The following is a 26,683-nucleotide window of genomic DNA, read 5'->3' on the forward strand; positions in this document are numbered from 1 at the left end:
TTTGCTTAATATCCCATTTCTCTGCCACTTCTCCAATTAATGACACGATTCGTTCGTTTAGGATATAAATACTTATCTACTAAAACTTACGCCAACACTTCTCTTTCAAAAATGCCTTAATCTCATCTTCATTTCGACCTTCATAATAAGCTACAAGAAGACTCTTGAATTCAGACACAATATTCTCCGGCACAACTAACAATCCAATACCTTTTCCAATCATAAAATGATTAGCAAAGATAATAGAAGCTCTCTTATTACCATCAATAAAAATCTGTGTCTTCATACAATAAAGCGTAAGCTCAATTGCAATATCAACGTCCTCAAGTCCTGAGTTTATAATTTCATCTATTTTCTCTTTTGCATCCAACTCATTTGGAATTGGAGGCACATAGCTTGAACCACCAATCGTAACAGGAACAGCTCTAACGGAACCACCATTTTCGAAGAACCCTTCATTTACCAGGCGTGCTATATGACTTACCATATAATAATTGCAAGGAGAAGCCACTACATCCGGATCCACAATAAACTCCCACGCATGCTTCAAATTTAAGATTTTTTGAACATCAGTTGCTTTTACTCCGTTAACTTCGCCATTTTCCAAAATAGTTTCTGTCTGTGGAAATGTAGTGGAAACACCTTCCAATACAGCCTGATCATAAATCAGACTTTTGACATTAGCTCTAGCAAAGTCAATATTAAGCTTTACTCTTGGTGACAGTTCGCTTTCTGTATATCCAAGCTTTGCTAAGTCCTTTTCGATTTTTCTAAGTTGCTTTTTAACCGCTCTTATTTGCTGCGATTGATTAACTGCAAGTGCGTAGAGCTCCTCAGAATATTTATCTATATAATTTGATTTGTATTTTCCAGCTTCTCTTTTTCTAACATAAATATATTTCTGATCATTTACAGTCTTGACTTCAATACTTCCATCAAATGCAGAGATATTAATTTGAGCCTGCAAATCAGCTTTTTCATTTAGTAATCTTTGGATTTCTGTTATATTACTCATTCATCCATCTCCTTTTAGGGTGATTTTATGATTATATATTGGCACTTTTTCACCCTAAATTCAATATATTTTTTAAATTTAGGGTGATTTTTTATTATATTTTTTTCAAATTCACCCTAAATCATATCGGACAGGTTTATTTCTTACTCGCCACCTGTAGAGGTGGGAGTCTTCTCCGATGAGATAAAAATGTTTTAGATTCGTTTCTATCTTTTGTATTCGAAAGCATCCCCTGTGAATTTAGTGCTAATTGTGTTGGATCCTTGGGACATCCGCGATTTACAACTCTACACTGTTTATCCTTGGTTGGATGAATTCCAAATACTTCATTTTTGATTTCCTGTTTTACTGACCAAAGAATATCCCTACTACCATCAAACGAAAACAGATTTTCTTCATCCCCATTGTATGTAATTGCAGCATGTTCAACCTTTCCCCAGTCTGTTATTAAAATCCGACTTGTCACTTGATATCCATCATCACTAAACCAACAACGATCCATTTGTGGCATCCATATTCCGTGATATGCGCCAAAATTATCATGTAAATACTTAGGTGCTATTCCTTCTTTCCATACTCTTGCCATATTTACCCTCCTTCGTAATAGCGCGATTCGTGCGTTTATGATGCATTTAAAAACTATCTACCCAGCAAACTGTGGCATGTCATGATTCACCTCTGCCTTGTAATAACTGTTCATAGTACTTACCGCATTAAACAAGCTAGCCAGCAAATAACTTTTGATGTTATACACTTTAGTAGTATTCTTCCCAAGACAGCCCAGTACATACTCAATATGCGAACTATTCAGTTTCAAAAACTTAGATTTTACGAGATTCATTGGATACTCCTGTCCCGAAATCGTCATGGATGCCTTGTTGGAAATCACAGTCTCCAAAATCAAGTCAAAGATTCCTTGTATAGCATCCTTCTCGTACGGATTGCGCTGTAATAAGGCATCATACTCAATATTCTCTTTGATAATTTCCGAATATGCCTGGTATTCCTCCATCCCATCAATCGCATCATCCTTCTCTTCTGTGATTGATAAGATAACCTCCTTTGTTAATGCCGTATATCAACATAAAAACAATACTCCGGATATCTAAGCTTAATTGCCTCCCAGAAAAACCTTGCATATCCGCTACAGAACAGTTTCTCTACCGAATACTGGCGACTCTCCATCATCTGTTTCTCATGTTCCTTGTAATCATCCACACTTGGCCTTCCGTTACAATACAGATTAAAGGCCATTCGTATCACTTTCACAGAACCACTTGTGTTCCATCCTTGTTGCAAACACTCCGTCTGCACACATCCGTTCTTGAAATCATATATTTCGTTGATATGATTTCTGGTATCCTCATTGATTCCAAGGCAATAAGCTAATGCCTTGTGATATACATCCTGGTACCGGCATTTCGGCAACCATTCCTCGTAAAATTTCCGGTGACTCTCATTTTTAAAAATAAGTTTTTCTTTATTTGCACTTATCGCTGTGTTGTTCATACTACTTTCTCTCCTCTTTCTTAATTCGTATAAATTTCGTATACCATATCGCAGGAATTCGTATATGAATCTGAATATACGAAAACGAAAAAGGACCTTTCCTCAGAATAATTTCTGAAGAAAAGTCCTCATTTTTAATCGTTTTCTATCTGGAATTGTTCAAAGCTATCCGTCAGTTGAGCCTATAATTCTTCATATCAACTTACGAATTTGTTGTAGTAAGCGTTGTAGTAAACCTACCTCTTACCCTCTGAAGCCCTTGATTTTACTGACTTTATTTATCCAACGACTTCATTGTCGGGAACAGCAACACGTCTCGGATCGCTGCGGAGTTTGTCATGATCATAACCATACGGTCAATTCCAAAGCCGATTCCACCTGTTGGCGGCATACCAAGCTCTAAGGCATTCATAAAGTCCTCGTCGGTGGTGTTTGCTTCGTCATCGCCCTGTGCTAACAGTTCTTCCTGTGCTTTGAAACGCTCTCTCTGGTCGATCGGGTCATTCAGCTCGGAATAAGCATTTGCCATCTCCCAGCCGTTGATGAAGAACTCAAAACGCTCTACATACTCCGGGTTGTCCGGTTTTTTCTTGGTTAATGGAGAAATCTCGATCGGATGATCCATAACAAAGGTAGGCTGGATCAAATGCTCCTCTACATATTCTTCAAAGAATAAGTTCAGGATATCGCCTTTTTTGTGACGCTCCTCAAATTCAATATGATGTTCTCTTGCAACTGCTCTTGCTTCTTCAAGGTCTTTGATCTCATTGAAGTCTACGTTTGCATATTTTTTAACGGCATCTACCATGGTGATACGCTCAAATGGCTTAGATAAGTCAATGACATGCTCACCGTAAGGAAGCTGAAGTCCTCCGGTAACCTCCTGTGCCACATGACGGTAGAGATTCTCGGTTAAGTCCATCATGCCGTGGTAATCGGTGTATGCCTGATACAGCTCCATCAGGGTAAACTCCGGGTTGTGACGGGTGTCTAAACCTTCATTTCTGAATACACGTCCGATTTCGTATACTCTTTCTAAACCGCCGACGATCAGACGTTTCAGATATAATTCCAAGGAAATTCTGAGTTTTAAGTCCTCGGATAATGCATTAAAATGCGTTTCAAACGGTCTTGCAGCAGCTCCACCGGCATTTGATACCAACATCGGTGTCTCAACCTCCATGAAACCTTCACCGTCTAAATAATGACGGATGCTGCTGATGATCTTAGAACGTTTTACAAAAGTATCCTTTACTTCCTGGTTCATGATCAGGTCTACATAACGCTGTCTGTAACGGATATCTGTGTTGGTCAGTCCGTGGAATTTTTCCGGTAAAATCTGCAGACTCTTAGAAAGTAAAGTTACTTCCTTTGCGTGGATGGAAATTTCGCCTGTCTTTGTCTTAAATACAAATCCGGTAATTCCGATCAGATCGCCGACATCCATTTTTTTGAAATCTTTATAGGAATCTTCGCCGATCTCATCTCTTGCAACATAAGACTGGATGTTGCCTTTTAAGTCCTGCACATTGCAGAAAGAAGCCTTGCCCATGACACGTTTCTGCATCATACGTCCTGCAACGGTAACGGTCTGTCCTTCCATCTGCTCATAGTTTTCTTTTATATCTGTGCTGTGGTTTGTCACATCAAATTTTGTGATTACAAAAGGGTCTTTGCCATTTTCCTGCAGATCTGCAAGCTTTTCACGGCGTACCTTGAGTAATTGGTTAATGTCCTGTTCCTGTACGTTCTTTTGTTCCGCCATTATACTCTCCTTTAATTTGATCTCTGGATCTCTAATACTTTGTAATTCAGGTCTCCTGCCTGTGTTTCAACGGTTACAACCTCACCGACTTTTGCTCCTAAAAGTGCTTTTCCGACCGGTGATTCGTTAGAAATTTTACCTTTCAGGCTGTTTGCCTCGGTGGAACCGACAATTTTATAGTCTAACTCTTCGTCATATTCCATATCTAATATCTTCACACGGCAGCCAACGCTGATCTTGTCTAAGTCTACTTCTTCTTCTACTACGACTTCCGCATTTTTTAAGATTTTTTCAATCTCATCGATACGGGCCTCGATATCACGCTGCTCGTCCTTTGCTGCATCATACTCTGCATTCTCGGATAAGTCTCCCTGCTCTCTTGCCTCTTTGATCTTCTGTGCAACTTCTTTACGTTTTACGACTTTTAAATTGTGTAATTCGCTCTCTAACTTCTGTAATCCTTCGTAAGTTAATAGATTCTTTTTGTCCATGATTTCTACCCTTCTTTATGATTTATCATAGTAAAACGGACCTGAGCTGTCCGTTTTGCCTTCACCTATTTACATTCATAGTATTATACTCGTGAAACATGCCCTGTGTCAAGGTTTTCAAGCGTTTCCGAGATGGCTTAACAGTTCTTTCAACTCTTCATAGGTTTCCGTTTCGTTGATTTTTCCACGCAGCTTTGCAGAATTTTTATAACCGGCTGTATACCATGCGGCATGTTTGCGGATCTCACGCATACCGGTGTACTCGCCTTTGAATTCCATCTGCATTTTTGCATGGCGCAGGATCATTTCCGTTACCTCCTGCGGAGATGGCTTTTCTAACAGCTCTCCGGTCTGTTCATAGTGGAGTATCTGTTTAAAAATCCACGGATTTCCCTGTGCGCCGCGCCCGATCATTACACCATCACAGCCTGTCTGTTTTCTCATATCGATCGCATCCTGCGGTGTCCATACGTCACCGTTTCCTATAACCGGGATCTTAACGGCTTCTTTCACCTTTCGGATGATCTCCCAATCTGCCTTGCCGGAATAATACTGTTCTCTGGTCCGCCCGTGAACGGCAATGGCTGCTGCCCCCGACTCCTGTGCGATGTGTGCCATTTCCACTGCATTGATATGTTCCTCATCAAATCCCTTTCGGATTTTGACCGTTACCGGTTTTTGGATGGCACGGGCTGTTTTTTCAATGATCTCTCCTGCTAAGAGTGGATTTTTCATCAGGGCGGAGCCGTCTCCGTTGTTTACGATCTTAGGTACCGGGCATCCCATATTGATATCTAAGATATCAAACGGCAGCTCCTCGATCCGTTTTGCCTGTTCGCTGATGATGTCTGGATCCGAACCAAATAATTGCAGGGACACCGGTCTTTCGCGCTCATCGATCGTCAGAAGGAATTTCGTATTTTTGTTGTTATACATAATTCCTTTCGCGCTGACCATCTCCATGCAGAGCAACCCTGCTCCCTGCTCTTTGCAAAGCAGACGAAATGGCAGGTCGGTTACTCCTGCCATCGGTCCTAAGATCAGATCATTCTCTAATTTTACATTTCCTATCTGTAATTCGGGCATATTCATGCTCTCCCAATTCCTGTACTTTTTTACAAAATTCTGCTACTTCCGGTTCTGTTTTTCGTAGATCAGTCTCATTCCTGACAGTGTCAGATTCGGATCATAGACATCGATCGCATCTGTTTCCGGCGCGATAATGCTGCCGAGTCCTCCGGTTGCAACTACTTTGATCGGCTCATCCATGTTTGCTTCTTCTTTGATTTTCCGGATGATATACTCGGTCTGACCGATCTGTCCGTATACCAGTCCTGCCTGCATACTGCTGATCGTCTCTTTTGCAAGAATGCTTTCCGGCTTCTTAATTTCGATCTCCGGAAGTTTTGCGGCATCCTCCCATAACGCTTTTGCTGAGATGCGGATTCCCGGTGCCGTGATCCCCGCTAAAAATGCTCCGTCTTTATCAATCAGATCATAGGTTGTGGCTGTACCGAAGTCAATTACAATTACCGGTCCACCATAAATTCCACAGGCTCCTGCCGCATCCACGATACGATCGGCTCCGATCTGTCTTGGATTCTCCGTTACGACCTTAATACCGGTTTTGATACCTGCTTCCACCACGATCGGTACCAGATTAAAATATTTGATGATCGCACTTCCTAAGGAATGCATAACATTCGGTACAACGGAAGAGATAATGACATCTTTGATGTCCTGAAAACGGATTCCGTTCTGTAACAGCATGCCGGAAAGATGAATCGCATATTCATCTGATGTTCTTGACTGCTTGGTGGTCAGGCGGAAGGTATTTACAATCTCCTTGCCTTTAAACACTCCCACTGTGATATTTGTATTTCCTACATCAATCGCTAATAACATGTTAGTCCTCCTTAAAATCTTCCCCTAAGAAAAATACCTTAAAATACATTTCTAACGATTCGAGTAATTCTCTTTTTTCCTTCTGTATCTGCTTGATCTTGAGAATACTTCCTATCTCGTCATATAACAGATCTCCTTCATCGGCATCGGTACGAAAATGCAGGTTTCCCTCTTCGTCAAATACCAGCTCTAAGGTTCCTCCCACATCTTCCGTGTAGAGTACACAAAGGATCTTCAGTTCATCCTGGATGCCCTGTGGCAGTCCCTCAAAATCTTCGCTCAGATAAAATTTTTTATTATACGCACTTGCCCCGCAAAGTACGACTTCTTCCTGATACATAATAGGTTCTCCTTACACATAACCATAGAGTCCACGCACAGATACCTCGCCTGAAGAAACGAGCTTTCTCGCTTCCCATGTGTCCACGATCAGCTCTCCTTTTGGCGTAATTCCTCTTGCGGTTCCCTCATATGGGTCTTTCGGGTCTAATACCCGCACCTGTTTGTTCATGTTTGCCAGTTTTTGATCGTACTCACCGACCAGTCCCTGCATGTCCTCTGTTTTTAAATAAATATCATAATATTTTTCAAATTCTTCCCAGACAGCTTCTATGATCGCCGCGCGCTTCTGTTTTTTTCCGCTCTCGATCCGAAGTGAGGTTGCAACCTCTCTGATTTCCTCCGGGAAAGATTCATTCTGTACATTGATGCCAATCCCGATAACGATATAATTAATGTAATCCATCTGGGTACTCATCTCTGTTAAAATCCCGCAGACTTTTTTTCCATGGACAACAATATCGTTCGGCCATTTGATCTTACACTCTAAACCGGTCGTCTTTTCGATTCCTCCTGCTACTGCCATGGCAGTGATCAAGGTCAGCATGGAGGCATTGTTTGGATCTATCTCCGGTTTTAAAACGAGGGACATATAGATGGATACTCCTTTTTGGGATTCCCACGCCCTGCCTCTTCTGCCGCGTCCACCTGTCTGCTCATCTGCAACCACTAAGGTTCCGTGGACAGAACCATCTTCCGCCAGCCGCTTTGCTCTGGTATTGGTAGAATCCGTACTGTCAAAATAGTAGATTTCTTCTCCGACCCATGCGGTTTTCCGGTTGCTCTCTAATTCAGTTTTACTCAAAATATCCGGGGAGGAAACGATGTGATATCCTTTATTCTGGACAGCTTCTATTTCATATCCCGCCTGTTTGAGCTGATTGATGGCTTTCCAGACGGCTGTTCTGGACACACCGAATTTTTCACATAATTCCTGTCCGGAAACATAGCCGTCAGCACTTCGCAGTGCCGCTAATATTTCTGATTTCACGGTTACTCTCCTAATGTCGCAAGCATCACTGCCTTGATCGTATGCATACGGTTCTCTGCTTCATCAAATACTACGGACTGCGGACTTTCAAATACTTCATCCGTTACTTCCATCTCACTGATACCGAATTTTTCATGGATTTCTTTTCCGATTTTTGTCTTTAAGTCATGGAATGCCGGGAGACAATGCATGAAGATTGCGCTGTCTTTTGCATTTGCCATTGCCTTTGCGTTCACCTGATATGGCATCAGTTCGCGGATACGCTCTTCCCAGACTTCGTCCGGCTCTCCCATGGATACCCAGACATCGGTATAGATTACGTCTGCATCTTTGGTTCCTGCTGCTACATCCTCTGTCAGCGTTACGCTGCCTCCTGTCTGTTTTGCAACTTCTACGCAATAGTCTACCAGTTCTTTTTCCGGGAAATAATTCTCAGAAGTACATGCTACAAAATGCATTCCCAGCTTTGCACAGGTTACCATCAGGGAATTTCCCATGTTATAACGTGCATCACCCATATAAACCAGCTTCACACCCTTTAATCTGCCTAAATGCTCACGGATGGTCAGCATATCTGCTAACATCTGTGTCGGATGAAATTCATTTGTCAGTCCGTTCCAGACCGGCACACCTGCATATTCCGCAAGCTCTTCTACGATGTCCTGTCCAAAACCACGATATTCGATTCCGTCAAACATTCTTCCAAGCACTCTTGCCGTATCAGCAATACTCTCTTTTTTTCCTATCTGGGAACCGGATGGGTCTAAGTATGTAACATGCATACCTAAGTCATGTGCTGCTACTTCAAAGGAGCAGCGGGTTCTGGTACTGGTTTTTTCAAAAATCAGTGCGATGTTCTTTCCGACTAAACTGTCATGACGGATGCCCTGCTTTTTCTTTGCCTTTAAATCTGCTGACAGATCGATCATGTAAAGTATTTCTTCCGGTGTGAAATCCTTTAATTTTAAAAAATTACGTCCTTTTAAGTTCATGTTATCTCCTCCTGTATTCTGATACTCCACGAATATCAAAGGGGCTGTCAGATATAACCCAACAGCCCGTAAGATTCTTTATAATACGCTCTCCTGTCGGATTGCTCTTCTACTCTGCATCAGATGCTACTTCGGTGACAGACTTCACCAGTCCGGCAATTCCCTGTATCTCCGATGGAATAATAATCTTGGTTGCCTTGCCGTCTGCTGCTTTTGCAAATGCTTCGAGGCTCTTTAACTGAAGTACGGCATCATCGGCTCCTGCTTCTTTGATAAATTTCAAACCATCTGCATTTGCCTGCTGGATTCGTAAGATTGCCTCTGCCTGACCTTCTGCCTCACGCACAGTTGCTTCTTTTTTCGCCTCTGCACGCAGGATTGCTGCCTGCTTCTCTGCCTCGGCATCGAGAATTGCTGACTCTTTCTTTCCCTGTGCTACAAGGATTGTTGCTGTCTTTTCTCCCTCTGCTCTGGTAACGGCTTCACGTCGTTCACGCTCTGCCTTCATCTGTTTTTCCATCGCATCCTGAATTGCCTGCGGTGGGATGATATTCTTTAATTCCACACGGTTCACTTTGATTCCCCATGGGTCTGTTGCCACATCTAAAGACGCTCGCATCTTGGTATTGATTGTTTCTCTTGATGTCAGTGTCTCATCTAACTCTAAATCTCCGATGATGTTACGAAGTGTGGTCGCTGTCAGATTTTCAATCGCCATAATCGGGTTATCTACACCGTATACAAACAGCTTCGGGTCTGTAATCTGGAAAAATACGACCGTATCAATTCTCATCGTTACATTATCCTTTGTGATAACCGGCTGCGGTGCAAAATCCACCACCTGCTCTTTTAACAGCACTTTTTTTGCTACACGGTCTAAAATCGGGACTTTGAAATGGATTCCCACATTCCATGTTGTCAGATAGCCACCAAGACGCTCAATAACCATTGCATACGCCTGTGGTACGATTCTTACAACGCAAAGTGCAAGAAGCACTAATATAATTACAAGTACAATAATAAATATCATAAATCCGCCCATATAGAACTCCTCCCTTGATATAAATATGTTCAATTCCTCTACATCTTACTATATTTTCCCTATGATTACAAGAAAAAAGACAATCATCTTTGATATAATCTCCAGATGATTGTCTTATTATACTTTTAGTAAAATGAATGATTTCCGATGACTAAGCCGCCTCTTCCGCTGCTTACCGGTGCGAAGGAAAGTGCTCCGCCTGTATTGTCCATGCCACCAATCGCTGCCTGTGCTGCCTGCATACAGGAAGATTTTACTCCTGATGCTGCGGTTGCTGCGATCCGACCACTTACAGAAAACTGTCCTGCCTGATATACAACGCCGCTGATGCTGTTCGGATATCCGCCGCTTCTGACACGGTTCATGATAACTGCTCCAACCGCTACCTGACCTTCGTATGGTTCATTTCCTGCTTCAAGCTGAATGGTTGCTGCTAAGATCGTTGTCTCATCATAGCTTGCGGCTGCCGGTGCATTCTGTACTGCCGCCTGTGCCTGCGCTGCTTCCTGAGCTCTTTTGGCTTCTTCCTCTGCCTTCTGCTTTGCGATGATCGCCTGCTCTTCTTCTACCGTGATTCCGGTTCCGGTTGCTAACGATACTTCTACATACTGGCTGCTGACATATGCAACACCATCGCCATGTGAAACTGCTACCCAGCCTTCCGGTGCTTCTACATCTTTTTTAACGGTAAGCACATCATCCTGCGCTGCTACGTCACAAATCTGAGCTTCTTCGCTGGCTTCTGCTCTTAAACGAAGACCACCTTCTAAGACTTTTGCATTGGTTGTACAGTTCTCATTTGCATAATTATGTGCATCGTCTCCAAAGACACAAAATTCATTTTTTACATAACCGCTGACATTTCCGGATGTAATCTTACTCCATTCCTCTCCACGCTCTGTAACTTCTGCCACATCGCCTTTGCGGAGCTTTCCGGCAAGTGCTGACTCTTCGCTTGCCTCTGTACGGACATTTAAAGATTCCTCCACGTTTGCCATCAGACGGTTCTGCCATTCATCCTGCGGCTCTTCTTCGGAAGCCTTCACAACCTCAACTTCTTTTTTTTCTATGGATGCCTGTTCATCCGCGTTCTGAAAACCTTCTGTTATTTTCAATGCCAGTCCTGCCGCAGTCTGGGTGGAGTTCTCACTCTCTGCCTCGATTGCTGTATTTTCCTGCTGTGGAGCTGCCATTGCAGTACACGTTCCGGCAGACATAATTGCTGCTGCTAACATTGCACTTCCAAACACTTTCTTTTTCAGTATCATATAATCCTCCGTAGCACACGATATTTGTTATCATAAATGTTACGCAATACCGTATGTTTTTATTCATATTTGTTACAAATGTTACGAATATATTACGGGATTATATCAGCATTTTTTATATTTGTCAAGTTTTAGTTTTTACAGACGTTTTAATAAGGCTTCTCTTTCTTCCTCATAACCAGGTTTTCCAAGGAGTGCAAACATGTTTCTCTTATAGCTTTCCACACCCGGCTGGTTGAATGGATTTACGCCAAGGATGTAGCCGCTCACACCGCATGCAAACTCGAAGAAATAGAACAACTGTCCTAAATGGAACTCGTCCATCTTCGGGATCTTGATCATCAGGTTCGGCACATTTCCGTCTGTATGTGCGAGGATGGTTCCGTTCATGGCACTCTTGTTGACAAAATCCATGGTTTTTCCGGCAAGATAATTGAGTCCGTCTAAGTCCTCTGCCTCTTTTTCAATGGTGATCGTCTCACGGGCTTCTTCGACATTCATGACGGTCTCAAACATAATTCTTGCACCGTCCTGGATGAACTGTCCCATGGAGTGCAGATCGGTTGTAAAATCAACTGCTGCCGGGAAAATTCCCTTCTGGTCTTTTCCTTCGGATTCACCGTATAACTGTTTCCACCACTCACCAATGTAGTGTAATGCAGGCTCATAATTTGCAAGCACTTCCACGGATTTTCCTTTTCTGAGCAGAATGTTGCGGATTGCCGCATATTTCATTGCTTCATTATCTTCAAATTTTTCATTTAATGCCAGTTCTCTTCCGCTTGCCGCACCATCCATCAATGCCTTGATATCTGCACCGCTGACTGCGATCGGAAGAAGTCCTACTGCGGTCAGTACGGAGAAACGTCCGCCGACATCATCCGGCACTACAAAACTCTCATAACCCTCTTTGGTTGCGAGGTCTTTTAATGCTCCTCTTGCCTTGTCGGTTGTTGCATAAATTCGCTTTGCTGCTTCCTCCTGTCCGTATTTGTCCTCTAACATTTTTTTGAAAATACGGAAAGCAATTGCCGGCTCTGTGGTTGTTCCCGATTTGGAAATAACATTTACAGAGAAATCTCTGTCACCGATGACATCAATGACACCCTGTAAGTATGTAGAGCTGATGCTGTTTCCGACATAGTAAATTTCCGGTGTTCCGCGTTTTTCTTTCGGAAGACTGTTATAAAATCCATGTCTTAAAAATTCAATGGCTGCTCTTGCACCTAAGTAAGAACCGCCGATACCGATCACGATCAATACGTCGGAATCTTTTTTGATCTTTTCTGCCGCCTTCTCAATCCGTGAAAACTCTTCTTTGTCATAGTCTACCGGAAGATCGATCCAGCCTAAGAAGTCGTTTCCCGCTCCGTTTTTAGATACCAATACATCCTTTGCCTGTTCCGTGAGTCTGCTCATATAACCGATCTCTTCTTCGCTGATAAAACCGGCTGTTTTTGAGTAATCAAATGTTATTTTTCCCATTGCCAACACTCCTTTGTATAATATACTTAAATTCTAGCAAACAGTCCCTTTATTTTCAAGAGAAATATTCCGTCAAAACGTCCTGTAAAAGCACTGCATCTTCGGCTTTTTTCGTGCTTTTTTCGTGCTTTCTTTCTACCGGTCGGATCTCCGGGATTTCCTCCTCTTCTTCTGCTTCTTCTTCCTCTAATATGTATTGGAAATAATCGTCTGCTTTTTGCAGCGTATCTGTCAGTTTTTTATTGATTTTTTTTGTCTGTCGTAAATTTGCAACCAGGATCAGAACCATGATCAGCAATAATGCCAAGATCCCGATCGGTGCGAAATGGATCACATTTGTAAGAATCGCTTCCTGCATAATTTACCTCTTTTCTTATTTTTTCTTTCTTCATTATAAGAAAAGAAACCTGCAATGAAAAGAGGACAAACCCCACTTTTCATCGCAAGTTTCGCCATTTTTCCTACTTTTCCACCAGATATCCGGAAAAACAGTACGCAAACTCTTCATTTACATTGATAAAACGGTTATATGCACTGGACATTGCAATATCCCGGATGACTTTGTCACCGGTATTCTTATCACAGGCACATATGTAATATTCTAAATCCGTACCCGTAAATACCGATAGCAGCTTTTCATTCCAAAATGCCTCTTTTCCGCTGTTTGGAACAGAGATCCCACGCACCTGTTCTACCACGGAACCATACCTCGCGATCACATTTTTTAGGCTGGTATTCAGGTTGACATTCCCAAGGTTCAGCAGTCCGACCCGGAGCATCTCGTGCTTGGAATCCATATGCTTTTTTAGCATATCATAATCATTCCGGTAAAGGCATTTGAGCGCACAGGTCTCATACTCTTCTTTTATCTGGATGTTACAATGCTGTTCCCTGGTAAAAACTTTGGTGGTGAACATACATTCCATTTCCCTGTTTCTTGCATACTGCGGCCCTGTAAACATCGTGATGGTGTCTAATTCTAATTTCACCCCGGTATTCATCTGCATTTCCACGCCATAAGTACCAAAATAATACAGCCACTGGTTTTCTACGATATATCCCGCATAATAGACCGGAATGAATACTCCTTCCATTTCCGTGACCATTTCCTGTATCCGCCTGTCTACTCTTTCAAAATAATGCCCCTCTAACAAATTATCCTGTTCTCTTGGTAACATCTGACCATTGCCATAGAGCAGATAAATATTTTCTACTCCCTGTTCCTTTAAATAGGAATATGGTGCACCTAAGAATCTTTGTAATTCCCTGTCTGTCGTTCCGTTTTTTTCGAGATATGTCATCATATTCATCCGGATCATCGGCGGTATATAAGGAAGGACTACGGTTCTTACACCCTGCTCCTGCAATATTTCTAACAGACGGCAGATATATGGAACGGTATATGCACCGAGAACAAAGATGTCTAAGATTGTCTCCGGCGCTTTTCTCCCCCATTTTTTCTCCTGATCCCTCGCTATCCTGGGAATGCCCGCATATTCGCCTGCTGCATAGAGATATGTCGTTTTCTTATCTACTCTTCTGTCCCAGATACATCCTGACTGAAGAATTCCATCTTGTGTATTTTCGTATTGATATCTAAAATATCTCGCTTCCATAAGAATATTGTAAGTTTCTCTATGCGTTTTTACAAGAAAAATATTTCTATTTTAGCGTTCTTATGATAAGATAAGAGCAGTAACCGTCATATTTATGCCGGAAAGAGGTGTTTCATGAAAATTAATATTTACTACGGAGGACGCGGACTTTTAGATGACCCGACTCTGTATGTTTTAAAAAAGATGCAGAACGTTTTTACGGAGCTGCGTGTCACTGTGGAGCGCTACAATATTTTTGAATATAAAAATAGTATCTCTACTCTTCCACAGACAATGAAAGATGCGGATGGTATTATCCTTGCAACTACTGTAGAATGGCTGGGTATCGGTGGATTTATGTATCAGTTCCTAGATGCCTGCTGGCTCTATGGTGATAAGGAAAAGATTCAGTCTCTCTATATGCAGCCCGTCGTTATGTCAACCACTTATGGAGAACGCGAGGGCATGACTTCCTTAGAAAATGCATGGGAGATGCTCGGTGGTCTTCCTTGTAACGGATTCTGCGGATATGTCGAAGATATGGTCGCTTTTGAAATGAACAAAGATTATTCTCTGATCATCGAAAAAAAAGCTGAAAATCTTTATCGTACGATTTCCCAGAAACAGAAAGGACTTCCTACCAGTAATCAGGCTGTAAAACAATCCGTTCTGCGTACACAGGCTTTAGAACTGACTCCACAAGAGAGCGAACAGCTTTCTAAGTATGTTTCCGATGATTCCTATGTGAAACAGCAGAAGGAAGATATCCAGGAGCTTGCCAGCATGTTTAAGGATTTACTGGATCAGTCCGACTCAGAGGAAGGTCCATCCTATATTCTGGATCTTGAATCTCATTTTGTACCGCAGAATGATTTTTCCGCTAATTATCTCTTTATGATCGAGGGACAAAAGAAACCACTCGTCATTGAGGTTTCCGGAGATTCCTTAAACTGCTATTATGGACAGCAGGAAGCAATTGATATCTATGCAAAAATGACTGCTTCCGTGATGGAGCGGATCATTTCCGGACAGATGACCTTCCAGCGTGCATTCATGACCGGAGAGATGACTGCTAAAGGTAATTTTAAAACACTGCGTATGTTAGACCATATTTTTATTTTTGAGTAATACAAGGAGTGATAAACATGAAAAAAGATGATTGTATTTTTTGTAAAATAGCTGCAGGCGAGATTCCTTCAAGAAAAATCTATGAAGATAGTGACCTGATCGCTATTATGGATCTGAATCCGACTTCTAAAGGACATTCTTTGATCATTCCAAAGGAGCACTGCACAAATATCTACGATATTGATGAAGATATTGCCGCAAAAGTCATGAAAACTGCAAAAAAACTTGCAACGAAGATGACAGTTGCGTTGAACTGCGACGGTTTTAACCTGTTACAGAATAATGGGGAAACTGCCGGACAGACAATGTTTCATTTTCATATGCATCTGATTCCACGCTATAAGGATGCGGACAATAATATGTTAAAATTTACTTCTGTTTCTTTCAGTGATGAAGAAATGGACGCGATCCGCGACCAGATCATAAAAGATTAAGTAGATTTGCGAATTTTTTGAATTATATAATAGATGATATTGTGTGAAAAGTTTCTTTTGATTATCACAAAAGAGACTTTTCACATTTTTTATTATTTACCGGCTTCACTCTCGATAAGTTGTAAGATCGTCTCGACAGAATCCATCTGATTGCTCTTCTCCATCGCCTGTCGGTAATCTTCCCTGTCGGCATAGACTTTCCGGATTGCCTCAAGCAGAATATCCACCGTCAGTGTCTCTTCCTCTATTACATAGCTGAATCCCTGTTTTTCAAAGGAGCGGGCATTTAAGATCTGGTCTCCGCGGCTTGCTGCTGCTGACAGCGGGATCAGGATATTTGGCTTATGTAATGCCAAAAGTTCGCAGATCGCATTTGCTCCTGCTCTTGATACTACGATATCTGCAAGTGCAAATAAATCTTTTAACTCATCTTTGATATATTCATACTGTGCATAACCTTTTGTCTGTGCCAAGCTGTTGTCTAAATTGCCTTTTCCACACAGATGGATCACCTGATATTCCTTTAATAACTGTGGCAGTGCTTCGCGTACCACCTGATTGATAAATACGGAACCGATGCTGCCACCAATCACCAGCATGACCGGTTTTCCTTTTTCAAATCCACAGAATTCCAGTGCCTTTTCCTTACTGCCCTGTAACAATTCGCTGCGGATCGGAGAACCTGTTAAAATTGCTTTTCCTTTTGGCAGATATTGCAGTGTCTCCGGGAAATTACAGCACACTTTTGTTGCCGATGGTATCGCCAGTTTGTTCGCAAGTCCCGGTGTAATGTCTGATTCATGGATAATTACCGGTATTCTGCGGTGTTTTGCCGCTAATACTACCGGAACAGAGACAAATCCGCCTTTAGAAAAGACGATATCCGGTTTCAATTTTCCCAACAGTCTGACTGCCTGATGATAACCCTTTAGAACTTTAAACGGATCTGTAAAGTTCTTTACATCAAAATATCTTCTGAGTTTACCGGAAGATATTCCATGATATGGAATATGATAGGATTCGATCAATCTCTTCTCGATCCCTTCATAAGAACCAATGTAATCTATCTGATAACCTAATTTTTGCAAACCCGGAAGAAGTGCGATATTTGGTGTTACATGTCCCGCTGTTCCTCCGCCCGTCAGTACAATTTTCTTCATTCTCGTTTCCTCTCGCTACTATCTGTTTTCTACTTTATTTATATTATACTGTTATTGCAAAAAGTCAAGAATCTATACGATATATCTGCAAAGGTAATCCTGTCACCTTCTTCTAATCTACGAACCTCTTTATAGATCAGGATTTCACCATTTACAAGTGTTCCATTTGCCGAATTCATATCTTCTATATAATAAGTATTTTCTGCTCTTGTAATTTTCGCCTGTATTTCTCCTGCTGCTCTTGATTTCAGTACTCCATCGACTGCTGATGCATCCGTTCCGATCAGAAAAATATCTTTATCTACTACAAAATCCCGCTCTTCTCCTCCGCCAAGGTAGATCAGTCTGGCACCGGTTACGGCTTCTTCTCTCTGCCCCGATAGATATGTTCTATCCTGTTCCATTGGATATGCCGGATCTTTTTCTGACGCACCTATTTTTCTATGCTCTGATAAATGGATCTTATTACGTTCCGGCGAAGATTCCTTTTGTTTCTTCTTAATAAAAGGAACCGGAATTGCAGGCATGGAAAGTTCCTTTTTCTTTCTATTTAATTTGTCCAGATGTAGTGCGGATATTCCTTTTTCTAAAACCTGTAATATTAATTTTTTTAATGACATTATTTTATCGCTTTTTTTCGGATTTTGAGGATTTACAGCTACCGGCTCTATCCCTGCTGTTTCGTTTTTCACTTCTTTGTATTCCTGCCACATTTCCCAGTCGTTTTCCTCTTCTGTCGCAAAAAATAATTCCTGCAGCTTTAACAGACTGTAGTTCTCTTCACGGGTTTTTTCATATATTGCATATACTTTTTCTGTATCCTCACGATTTTCATGGTCTAATTGCGGCAGCATATTCTCGATCAAATTTGCAAACTCTTCCCTGAGTTCTCCTTCTTTATTCGGATAGTAACAGAAATAAAACTGTTCTTCTCTGCTATCCATAAAGATCATATCTTCTTTTAACAGGATTTTCTCTTCTTTGAGCAGATAATGCTCCATTTCCCGGCACAGATGTATAAGGTTTTCAAGAATCTTTTTGATCATCACAAGATTTAACGCATTATTTTCAAGATAACACTCCAGCGACTTTTTTCCTGTAATATCGTAACAAAACCGGATTTCTCCTGTTTCCTGTACATCCTGCACCGGCAGCAATCCCATGACTGCATTGTGTTTTAACATTCTTAATTCATAGCTCTCTTCTTCCACATAACCTGTCACCAGCATAAAACTCCGGTTCCACGTTCTTCTATACTCTATTTCCATATATTTTCCCCTGCTTCTTCTAACATTTCGCTTCTTTTAAAAATATCTGCACCCGATAATTCCTGTAATCGTGCAGAGTAAACCGATGCCTTTTGAACTTCCTGACATAAGGAGATCCCGAGTGCAAATCCCTGAAAGATAAAAAACAGTACCAATGGCATAAGCATGGATGCTTCTACCGTATAGCTCGCTTTTAAAGATTTTTTCATATGATCTGTCCTCCCAAATATAACACATAGGCGGATAATACAAATGGTACAAACGGAATTTCTGATTTTGCACTTTTTTTCCGCACTAATATTTGTATTATGGCAAAAACAAACGCCAGTACAAGGCTTGTCATCAACAGGGAGCAATTATCCCATCCTCCCAGATAAATACCGGTAACCAGAAAGAGCAGCCCATCACCATAACCTAATGATTCACCTGTCATCTCAGCAATTCCGAGCAATCCCACTCCCAACAGCATACCTCCACAGATTTCCGGTATGGTCAAAGCCCTTGTCACTGTCTGATATATTGCTCCTATTACCGAAAATGCCAATAACGGCAGAATATCAATCCTCTTTTTCCTGACATCCTCTATTGAAAACAGCAGTAACATCATAAAAATTATACTTTTCTTTAACATTTCTCCTGACTATTTCCTATACTTTTATTTTTACATGAATTTTTATGTACATTTCTTACATGGATGACGTTTACCAACCTTGTCCATGGAAATTACATACACCGTTCGCTTTAATCCCCGACATTCCAAACTCACATGATAACAGGTTCCGTAATCTGTAATGTAACAGGTTTTTCCACTCTTCTTTTTGCAACAACTTCCACACCGCACATATTTGCTTCCATTTTTATTTCTTGAACTTTCTACTTCCTCTAATGACACTGTACGGATACTCAGATCCAGATAGGCACAATCCCTGCTGCCATGATAGGCCTTTCCGGTCTTTGTTACATAGACAAGCTTCTCTTTTCCTGCATCATCCTCCTGCGGAATATACCCTGTCCACTTCCTTGCGGATACCTCCTGTTCCGCCGGATATCTCAACGTTCCAAAGAATCCTACCGGTATTGTCATCCGGTAACTGGCGTGCAGTATCAGTTCACTTCCTTCATAATTGGATTTGCTAAAAGAAATCCCCGCTTTTCCCCCATCAATATATTCAAATGGTACGTTTTCTTCTTTTGCACTTTTTAAAAAATGCAACTGTACCTTTGCCGGATGTACAGTATCGGAGCTTTCACTCACACATGCTGCTTCTACCCTTGCTGTATACATCATTGCCTGCTCCATAGTGATCTCTGTCTGCATGATCCGAAAATAAAACAGCAGAAAAACCATAAAGCCAATAAACAACGGAAGTGCGACGGCTGCTTCCACCGTCAGGGATGCACGATAGAAAGTGCGTGGATATGTCTCTGTCAAACAGAGGATTTTTCTATTTCTTTTTCTTCTTGAGAGAGCTTTATTCACTACTTTTCCAAATAAATAATATTTACATTTAATTTTTATAAACAGAGACATATCCACGCACCTCCTATCCATTTTTTCTAAAAATATGTATATTGATTGCACCTGTCTATCTGGAAAGTCTCCATTCCAAGCCTTTGGATCGTGATCATATTCCAGAATAACGGCTCTGCTTCGTAACTTACCCTGCTCTCACATCCGGTCATCATATGATCCATCTGTATGCTCTTTCCATACATTGCGTTTGTATTTACCTCAATGATATCCATGGAACGGTAATTTACTGCACTATCTTTTTTCATACAGATTAAAAATTGCAGGTATTTCAAATAATCCCATCCATTCTCACAGTCCTTTGCCATCGCAAATCCATCTACTGCTTCCCCTGTCTGATTGATACCGGTTGTCCACTGTTCTGCATTTTTTATCCACGCAATTCTTCTGCCTTCTAACAATGCCCGTACATCCAGTATACTTTCAGAATATGCCCATGCAGCTAAGATTCCCCATTTGGTAGCATCCACAACTGGCGGATTCATACTCCAGCCCATCAATGCGACTGCCAGCTCTTCTGCCTCGATACACTTCTGCTGATCCTGTATCAGATATCCCATATTTGCTATTTCTCTAATCATTATTAAACTTTTCACGGTTTCCTTTAGATTATCACGGTCCGAAGACTCTCCATTTAAAATATATTCCCACTCATAGTCTAATGCATGATTGGATGAAATCTGTCGGTAAGAGCCCATATGGGTTTCTAAATACTTTACAAACCACAATTCTTCTAATATTGCTCCTTGTACCGGAAGATTTCCGGTTTCTTTCTGTCGATGCTCTAATGTATGTTCTAATGCTATTGCTTTGTTAGACAGCTGGCTCTCATCCCTTATCACCAGTGATAAAACAGCACTCTTTTTCCACTGATTTGCATCCTCAATGGGGTTTTTTACCTCTTCTTGTGGTTTCTGAGCGGAAATATCCCACACTTTCTCTTTTTCCTCTGTATTTCCTGTATTTTTTGTACTTTCTTTTTGTTCCGGCTTTTCTGCACTTTCTGTATTTTCTGCCTGTTTCGCCTGTTCCACTTCCTCTATTGTTTTGTTTGCCTCTTCTAAACGTTCTTCTACCGTTCCATTTTCCTGCTCTAAGGTTTCTTTTTGCTGTATCTCCTCTGCAAAATCATCCACTTCCTGTACCAGTGCTTCTCTTTTTGCTGTCCGGGCTGCAAGATGGCGAAATACATTTCCTCCGTTATCTGTTAGCAGCTGATATCCGGGAATTTTACACTCTGTCAGATTGATCCCGTAGAGTTCTTTTTCTGACTGCTTCAAATTATTAAGATTTTTTTCCTGTAAACGCTTTTCCACATTTTCTATGGCAAAATTCCCACTGCCATACGCACAATCTAACATTAACAGCCCATAATTCTCATAGATTTCTTTCTGGTATTCTGCAAAGACAGATTCTAAGGCAGCATCACTGACAATATCCGCTTTTGTACCAAGTCCCTTAAGCCGTGCCGTTTCTAACAATGCAAAGAAAAAGGATGCACTCAGCAATAATAACAGGGTAAGAAATACCGTGATACTTGCCTTCTTGCTATATACCTTTTGCATTTTCCGAAAGTGATGTAAACAGCTCACCAACAAGCGTCGTAAGCTGACTCTTGAAAATTGTTACCAGGGCAATTAACACGACTAAGATTAAGATCATCTCTACCGTACCAATTCCATCCTCTTCTAAAAATAAGTCTTTCAATCCTTTTTTCATAGATATCCTCCTTTACTTCTGTAAATCTTCCTAAAACTTTATCAATGCCGGAACAATGATAAGTGCCACGATCATGCAGAGCATCAGCATCATCGGTAATAATAATTTTGTTCCTGCTTCTTCTCCTAACCGTTTTGCCAGATTCCTCCGCTGTTCCATTGCCAGCTCTGACTCTTTCGATAACAATTCCGTAAGCTCCGAGCTTCCTTTTCGCAGATTTTGTGTTAATAGGGATGCCAGTCTTTTGTATTGCCAGAGTGCACAACGGTTCCCAAAGTTCTCATATGCTTTTCTTTCTCCGACACCATCCTGTATCTCATTCCAGGTGTAACAGATCTCCTCATATGCTGCATTTTTTACTGTGCCATTCTTCTTATAACGTCCTGCCATTCTCCCCCATGCCTTGGATACCGGCATTCCTGCTCCGATCAATAACGCTAATGTAGTTACTAACTGGGGATAGGATAATAGCAGTTCTTCTTCCCGTTTTTTCTTTTTCTTTCGCTCTTCCTCCAGTCCCCGGAATTTTAGGAGTACGCCTGTAACCACTCCAAGTAACAACAAAATTCCTACTGTATGTGGATTCTGTTCTTTCCATTGAATTTCTTTTTTTCCGAGTTTTTTCGGAAGAATAAAATTCTTTTTTGTTTTATTTTTCTGATTTTGCTTTTCTAAGGCTGTTTCAATCTGTTCTTTGACACTCAGGTCCGGCGAAAATACATGAAATCCAAAACTGTACTCTTCTGTTTCTTCTCCACAGCTTAATAACACACAGGCCTCTAATAATACCCCTTTTTTTGGCAGTTCTTTCTTTACGAACTCTCCTTCTGTATTGATGACATCATACGAATCCAGTCTCCACTCTGCTTCTACATTCCCGTTTCGGTAAGAATCTTTCATTACCACCGGCTTTTTTACGGAATTCAGGGATTTGTTATCTCCTAAGAAAGTTGCATCAATTTCCTTTTTCGCCTTTTTTAACTCTTTTTTCACTTCTTTTTTGGTAAACCGGCGTTCCGCAATCTCGACATTTATATCATAGGATTCACCGTCAACAATAGCCTCTAACGATTTCTGACTGCTTCCTTCTCCGGGTTCTTTTCTTTGCAAAGAGCCATGTTCTAAAGATCCCGCTGTCTGTTGTCTGACCATCACAAATACGATCAGAAGGAGGACTGCTGCTAAAATCTTTTTTATCTTTGTTTTTTCCGTTCCTTTTTCAGACTTCAATCCTTCCCATCCTTTCTGAGAGCAGGATAGATGCCAGATAGCCCAGCAGACAGATTGTCATAAAGATAACTCCTAATATATTGTGATATAGTACATCCAGGTAGCCCGGAGAGGTGATATCCAGATAGAACAGTAAAAACACTGGCATAACATTCATTACTTTTTGCTCTAATTTCTTCTGTGCGATCATCGTCTGTATCTCTTCTTCAATCCGGATTTTACTGCTGATATTTCTTACGGTATTCTGTATGATCCCCACCAGATTACCGCCGCCACGCTTTGCAAAAGAGAGCACCTCTGAAAAATTCTCAATTTCTTCTATACCGCTTTTTTTCGCAAATTCTTCAAATACGACTTCTAACGGCTGGTTCATACAAACCTTACGATTGATGATTTCTAATTCTGTCTGCATCAGTCCCCCCTCCCCATGTAGTTCTTTCATCTCTTTTCCGGCAACTAAAAATGCATTTTCTAATGCATATCCGGCAAGCAGATTTCCTTCGATCATTTCCATACAGTCCCTAAATTCCTGCAATAACTGGCGTTTTCTCTTCTCCTGCTCCTTTTTTGCACTGTACCTTCGATAGAAATAACATACCGGAAAGAACAGTAACAGTGCCTTCACACTCTGGTAGAATAATCTTGCGATCAGAGCCGTAATGCCGGCTGCGATGAGGATTTCCCGATACCTGCCCACTCTAATTTTCGTGTATTCTTTAATTTCTCCCTGCTTTTCCATTCCCCAATAACTTTTCCTCCTTTTTCACCCTTTTCCTGAAACTCCCACAATGGAGATAACTCTATCCTGCCATCCGTATATGCTCCAACTTCCATAATGTTTAGGAGTTTTCTTGAACCATCCCGCATCCGCCCCACATGGACTAAAATATCCACACCGGATGCAATCTGCCCCCGGATCGCCGTTAGCGGCAATTCCATTCCCATCAATACCATAGTTTCTAAACGGTGTAGCATATCTTCACAGGAATTTGCATGTCCGGTGCTGAGGCTTCCGTCATGTCCGGTATTCATTGCCTGCAGCATATCTAAAGCTTCTGCCCCACGACATTCTCCGACGATAATACGGTCGGGGCGCATTCGCAATGCTGCCCGGATCAGATCCCGGATCGTAATCTCTTCCATCCCTTTTACATTGGCACACCGCGTCTCTAAACGTATCAGATTCTCTATTCCATGAAGCTGCAGCTCTGCGGAATCCTCAATCGTAATGATACGCTCCCCCGATGGGATACAGCCGGAAAGTGCATTTAAAAACGTTGTCTTTCCGGAACCTGTACCGCCGGAGATAAAAATGTTATATCCCGCTTTTACCAGCATCTCTAAGAATTGGGCTGCCTCTTTACTGAGTGTCTGCAATTCTATCAGCCGTTCCATCGTCATCGGCTCTTTCGGAAACTTTCGGATGGTAATACAGGAGCCGTCTATTGCAGTCGGTTCTAATACGATATGGATTCTGGAACCATCTTCTAAGCGGGCATCCGCAATTGGCATTGCTTCATTTACAACCCGGTTATTCTTTGCCACCATCTTCTGTATGACATCCTCTAGTTTTTCTCTTCCTGTAAACTTTTTTTCCCAGGCATATAAACGCCCTGCTTTTTCATAAAAAATCTTCTGATACCCATTGACCATGATTTCCGTTACGGAATCATCCTGCAATAATTCCTCAAGGATATCCAGTTTTCTAAGGGAACAGAAGATTTCCTGTACATATCTCTGTTCTTCTTCTAACGAGATCAGATGCTCTTTTCCATATTCCCAGACTTTTTCTTCTATCTTTTTCTTTAACCGGGCATCATCATTCTCTTCACTTAAATCCATATCTTCCAGTACACGTTTTTGTATCTGTTCCATGTTATCAAGATGCATATTCTCCTCCTAATAAATGGCGTACACAGTTTCCTACTTCACCCATGTAGAATTCCTCTACCTGTATCGTTCCGTCTTCCCGCCACGCCTGTCCTCCCGGCAGGAATACTTCTTCCATTCTTCCTGTTAAACCTTCCTTAAACTTTTCCAAAAGTTCTTTTAATTCTTCTATTCCGGGATCTTTACTTGTCCGATTTTCCTTTAATATCCAGATTTTCTGACACAGATCCAGCACTTCAAAAAATCCGCTCATCACACATCCCAGATCCAAAAGTAAGACTTCAAACTCTGTCTTTTCTAAAAGAAGTTCTAAGAAATGCCTTACCTCGCCCTTTTTCCACTCCATGTAATGCTCCGGATTTGCCGGCGGTGGAATGACCTGATAGCTTCCCAGTGGATAAATACTACTCTTTAATTTTGCCAAGAGTTCTTCCTCGCCTTCCCTTAACAGATAAAATAAATCTCCCATATCCATATCCGGCTCTAAGCCCATGCTTTTGCAAAACCCACTGCACACGCTAAAATTCAAATACAATAATTTTTTTCCTGCCGACAACTGTTCTGCCGCTGTCAGTGCAAATGGTGTCCGAAGCCGATGATTCCAGGGAGAATACACGGCAAATATCTGCTTCTCACCTCTCCAGATACTCTTTGTATCCATGCTCCCTGCCACTTTTCCAATCCCGGCATGTATTTCCCGCAGTATCCGGTCTGCCGGCTGGTACTTAAAGAGCACCCGCATATTTTCCTGTTCCGTGGAAATTTCTCCATTGCTTAAGCAGATGGCTTTTTTGGCCCTGCCTGCTTCTTCTTTGTTTTGAAAAAAGGTCTCCTCATACAGCAACAGATCAAAGTTTTCGTCATTTTTCCGGTAAAGACTTTCATCAGAAAATCCAGTCACCTCAAAGCTGTCTTTTTCTTTCGCTGCAATATAATTTACAAGCTGTCTTGTGTATTCTACATCCTGATCACAGATTGCGATCTTTTGTTTTTTCATCTCACCACCCCCAGATAATAGAGATATCCTGCCAGAATCGGCACAGAAAAATGAATCGTATGTGCATCCTTCACATAGTTTTTGAATAGTAATTTGAACAGTCCCATTGCTGCTCCTACAAGAAAGGCAGCTTCCACGCAGACCCACCACGTTTTTAATGTCAAAAATCCTGCTATTACGGAAAAAAGTTTGATATCGCCGGCACCTAAAGCGCCTATGCGAAATATCGGATAAAATAAGAATATCGGTATTGATATTTGAATGAACCATAAGGGAATGAACGAAATTCCCTTTTCATAGATTTGAATCAGAAATCCTGTCGCCAGTCCTGCTAAAATCAGCTTATTTCTGATCTTTTCAGTACGGACATCGGAGCATACTGCCAGAATTAAAATCCCCAGCAATATAATATATTTTACTTTCCTAAGCCATCCCTCCTTTGTGTAGTTGCATTTTAGCCTATTCCATACAGACTGTCCATTGTATAGTTTTTACAAATATTTTTTGCCATTTTCCACAAAAATTCTGTGAACCCTTTGTTTTTCAACATTTTTGATGTCAAAAAAAGAATTTCTAAATATTGTATATTTTGGATTTTTCTTGATTATACTTTATAAAAAGGATTAGGGTGTCAAAGGGCGGCTCACAACTTAGTGGCTGGCAACTTGCACAAAACTGAGACTGCTTTTGTGACTTTGGGAGAAAATTAGTAAATCTTAGTCTGGCTGTTCATGTATAGTGTTTTGCTGCCATGGACGGCAGCAAAAGTCTTAAGCCCCATGGATGGGGTATTTAAGACGTACACGTCACTCCATCGTAACCGAACTCAGGCAGACTTAGATTTTCTTATTTTCGTACAACGGAACAAAACAGACTCGGCTTTGTGCAAGTTGCCAATCAAAAAACTGGAAACCGCCTTTTGACACCCT

General features: G+C 41.4%; 29 protein-coding genes and 1 pseudogene. 2 read left to right on the plus strand and 28 right to left on the minus strand.

The window, feature by feature from the left end; translation table 11 throughout:
- Window positions 1-79 precede the first annotated feature (79 nt).
- From WMO43_RS12045 to WMO43_RS12120, 16 genes and pseudogenes are all read right to left on the minus strand, one after another.
- On the minus strand, window positions 80-1,015 hold the full coding sequence (locus WMO43_RS12045; RefSeq protein ID WP_353531378.1) for a DUF6788 family protein: 936 nt from the start codon (window positions 1,013-1,015) through the stop codon (window positions 80-82).
- Window positions 1,016-1,151: 136 nt separating this feature from the next.
- Complete coding sequence (locus WMO43_RS12050; RefSeq protein WP_353531379.1) at window positions 1,152-1,601, minus strand: hypothetical protein; 450 nt, start codon at window positions 1,599-1,601, stop codon at window positions 1,152-1,154.
- Between the two features lie 57 nt (window positions 1,602-1,658).
- Window positions 1,659-2,027, minus strand: a complete 369-nt coding sequence (locus WMO43_RS12055; RefSeq protein WP_353531380.1) for a DUF6017 domain-containing protein — start codon at window positions 2,025-2,027, stop codon at window positions 1,659-1,661.
- 53 nt (window positions 2,028-2,080) lie between these two features.
- Window positions 2,081-2,524 (minus strand): DUF6075 family protein, encoded by a 444-nt coding sequence (locus WMO43_RS12060; RefSeq protein ID WP_353531381.1) that lies wholly within the window; start codon window positions 2,522-2,524, stop codon window positions 2,081-2,083.
- Between the two features lie 286 nt (window positions 2,525-2,810).
- Window positions 2,811-4,289 (minus strand): annotated as a pseudogene (gene lysS / locus WMO43_RS12065) (lysine--tRNA ligase); the annotation flags it as partial.
- 11 nt (window positions 4,290-4,300) lie between these two features.
- A complete protein-coding gene (greA, locus tag WMO43_RS12070; RefSeq protein WP_177962792.1) occupies window positions 4,301-4,780 on the minus strand; it encodes a transcription elongation factor GreA in 480 nt (159 codons plus the stop codon).
- Between the two features lie 117 nt (window positions 4,781-4,897).
- Window positions 4,898-5,866 carry a tRNA dihydrouridine synthase DusB gene (dusB, locus tag WMO43_RS12075; protein ID WP_353531382.1) on the minus strand — a complete coding sequence of 323 codons (969 nt, stop codon included), beginning with the start codon at window positions 5,864-5,866 and terminating at the stop codon, window positions 4,898-4,900.
- A 42-nt stretch (window positions 5,867-5,908) separates the two neighbouring features.
- Window positions 5,909-6,685 (minus strand): type III pantothenate kinase, encoded by a 777-nt coding sequence (locus WMO43_RS12080; RefSeq protein WP_177962790.1) that lies wholly within the window; start codon window positions 6,683-6,685, stop codon window positions 5,909-5,911.
- Window position 6,686: 1 nt separating this feature from the next.
- Window positions 6,687-7,025 (minus strand): DUF6145 family protein, encoded by a 339-nt coding sequence (locus WMO43_RS12085; RefSeq protein WP_177962789.1) that lies wholly within the window; start codon window positions 7,023-7,025, stop codon window positions 6,687-6,689.
- Between the two features lie 12 nt (window positions 7,026-7,037).
- On the minus strand, window positions 7,038-8,015 hold the full coding sequence (locus WMO43_RS12090; protein ID WP_353531383.1) for a biotin--[acetyl-CoA-carboxylase] ligase: 978 nt from the start codon (window positions 8,013-8,015) through the stop codon (window positions 7,038-7,040).
- Window positions 8,016-8,017: 2 nt separating this feature from the next.
- Window positions 8,018-9,007, minus strand: coding sequence for an ornithine carbamoyltransferase (gene argF, locus WMO43_RS12095; protein WP_353531384.1), 990 nt, complete (start codon window positions 9,005-9,007; stop codon window positions 8,018-8,020).
- Window positions 9,008-9,116: 109 nt separating this feature from the next.
- Entirely contained in the window at window positions 9,117-10,049 is a 933-nt protein-coding gene (locus WMO43_RS12100; protein ID WP_353531385.1) for an SPFH domain-containing protein, read from the minus strand.
- A gap of 125 nt (window positions 10,050-10,174) precedes the next feature.
- Complete coding sequence (locus WMO43_RS12105) at window positions 10,175-11,317, minus strand: cell wall hydrolase (RefSeq protein ID WP_353531386.1); 1,143 nt, start codon at window positions 11,315-11,317, stop codon at window positions 10,175-10,177.
- Between the two features lie 138 nt (window positions 11,318-11,455).
- Window positions 11,456-12,802: a glucose-6-phosphate isomerase gene (locus tag WMO43_RS12110; protein WP_177962784.1), complete on the minus strand. Its 1,347-nt coding sequence runs from the start codon at window positions 12,800-12,802 to the stop codon at window positions 11,456-11,458.
- A gap of 55 nt (window positions 12,803-12,857) precedes the next feature.
- On the minus strand, window positions 12,858-13,160 hold the full coding sequence (locus WMO43_RS12115; RefSeq protein WP_294665606.1) for a hypothetical protein: 303 nt from the start codon (window positions 13,158-13,160) through the stop codon (window positions 12,858-12,860).
- 103 nt (window positions 13,161-13,263) lie between these two features.
- Window positions 13,264-14,418 (minus strand): hypothetical protein, encoded by a 1,155-nt coding sequence (locus WMO43_RS12120; protein WP_353531388.1) that lies wholly within the window; start codon window positions 14,416-14,418, stop codon window positions 13,264-13,266.
- A 114-nt stretch (window positions 14,419-14,532) separates the two neighbouring features.
- Here WMO43_RS12120 and WMO43_RS12125 point away from each other — a divergent pair, with 114 nt between their 5' ends.
- Window positions 14,533-15,525 (plus strand): SCP2 sterol-binding domain-containing protein, encoded by a 993-nt coding sequence (locus tag WMO43_RS12125; RefSeq protein WP_294665612.1) that lies wholly within the window; start codon window positions 14,533-14,535, stop codon window positions 15,523-15,525.
- 17 nt (window positions 15,526-15,542) lie between these two features.
- Window positions 15,543-15,959: an HIT family protein gene (locus tag WMO43_RS12130; protein WP_294665614.1), complete on the plus strand. Its 417-nt coding sequence runs from the start codon at window positions 15,543-15,545 to the stop codon at window positions 15,957-15,959.
- Between the two features lie 92 nt (window positions 15,960-16,051).
- On the opposite strand, the gene murG is transcribed toward WMO43_RS12130, so the two are convergent.
- Genes murG through WMO43_RS12190 form a run of 12 tightly spaced genes read right to left on the minus strand, consistent with a single transcriptional unit; the run spans window position 16,052 to window position 26,158 of the window.
- Window positions 16,052-17,119, minus strand: coding sequence for an undecaprenyldiphospho-muramoylpentapeptide beta-N-acetylglucosaminyltransferase (murG, locus tag WMO43_RS12135; RefSeq protein WP_353531390.1), 1,068 nt, complete (start codon window positions 17,117-17,119; stop codon window positions 16,052-16,054).
- Window positions 17,120-17,157: 38 nt separating this feature from the next.
- Entirely contained in the window at window positions 17,158-18,387 is a 1,230-nt protein-coding gene (locus tag WMO43_RS12140; RefSeq protein WP_353531391.1) for a DUF6382 domain-containing protein, read from the minus strand.
- Window positions 18,378-18,596 carry a hypothetical protein gene (locus tag WMO43_RS12145; RefSeq protein ID WP_353531392.1) on the minus strand — a complete coding sequence of 73 codons (219 nt, stop codon included), beginning with the start codon at window positions 18,594-18,596 and terminating at the stop codon, window positions 18,378-18,380. The genes WMO43_RS12140 and WMO43_RS12145 overlap by 10 nt, the downstream gene beginning before the upstream one ends.
- Window positions 18,593-19,018: a prepilin peptidase gene (locus WMO43_RS12150; protein ID WP_353531393.1), complete on the minus strand. Its 426-nt coding sequence runs from the start codon at window positions 19,016-19,018 to the stop codon at window positions 18,593-18,595. Before WMO43_RS12150 ends, WMO43_RS12145 begins: the two co-directional genes overlap by 4 nt.
- 42 nt (window positions 19,019-19,060) lie before the next feature.
- Complete coding sequence (locus WMO43_RS12155) at window positions 19,061-19,918, minus strand: TadE/TadG family type IV pilus assembly protein (protein WP_353531394.1); 858 nt, start codon at window positions 19,916-19,918, stop codon at window positions 19,061-19,063.
- 26 nt (window positions 19,919-19,944) lie between these two features.
- The gene (locus tag WMO43_RS12160; RefSeq protein WP_177962212.1) at window positions 19,945-21,483 is read right to left on the minus strand and encodes a DUF5702 domain-containing protein; all 1,539 of its coding nucleotides are present in this window, start codon (window positions 21,481-21,483) and stop codon (window positions 19,945-19,947) included.
- The gene (locus WMO43_RS12165; protein ID WP_177962211.1) at window positions 21,467-21,637 is read right to left on the minus strand and encodes a Flp1 family type IVb pilin; all 171 of its coding nucleotides are present in this window, start codon (window positions 21,635-21,637) and stop codon (window positions 21,467-21,469) included. The genes WMO43_RS12160 and WMO43_RS12165 overlap by 17 nt, the downstream gene beginning before the upstream one ends.
- Before the next feature lie 30 nt (window positions 21,638-21,667).
- Window positions 21,668-22,867, minus strand: coding sequence for a type II secretion system F family protein (locus WMO43_RS12170; RefSeq protein ID WP_177962210.1), 1,200 nt, complete (start codon window positions 22,865-22,867; stop codon window positions 21,668-21,670).
- The gene (locus WMO43_RS12175) at window positions 22,857-23,564 is read right to left on the minus strand and encodes a type II secretion system F family protein (protein WP_177962209.1); all 708 of its coding nucleotides are present in this window, start codon (window positions 23,562-23,564) and stop codon (window positions 22,857-22,859) included. Before WMO43_RS12175 ends, WMO43_RS12170 begins: the two co-directional genes overlap by 11 nt.
- Window positions 23,516-24,757 (minus strand): TadA family conjugal transfer-associated ATPase, encoded by a 1,242-nt coding sequence (locus tag WMO43_RS12180; protein WP_353531395.1) that lies wholly within the window; start codon window positions 24,755-24,757, stop codon window positions 23,516-23,518. Before WMO43_RS12180 ends, WMO43_RS12175 begins: the two co-directional genes overlap by 49 nt.
- Entirely contained in the window at window positions 24,747-25,754 is a 1,008-nt protein-coding gene (locus tag WMO43_RS12185) for a P-loop NTPase family protein (RefSeq protein ID WP_353531396.1), read from the minus strand. Before WMO43_RS12185 ends, WMO43_RS12180 begins: the two co-directional genes overlap by 11 nt.
- A complete protein-coding gene (locus tag WMO43_RS12190; RefSeq protein ID WP_353531397.1) occupies window positions 25,751-26,158 on the minus strand; it encodes a prepilin peptidase in 408 nt (135 codons plus the stop codon). Before WMO43_RS12190 ends, WMO43_RS12185 begins: the two co-directional genes overlap by 4 nt.
- Window positions 26,159-26,683: the final 525 nt, after the last annotated feature.

Source organism: Maccoyibacter intestinihominis, assembly GCF_040096355.1.
GTDB lineage: Bacteria > Bacillota > Clostridia > Lachnospirales > Lachnospiraceae > Maccoyibacter > Maccoyibacter intestinihominis.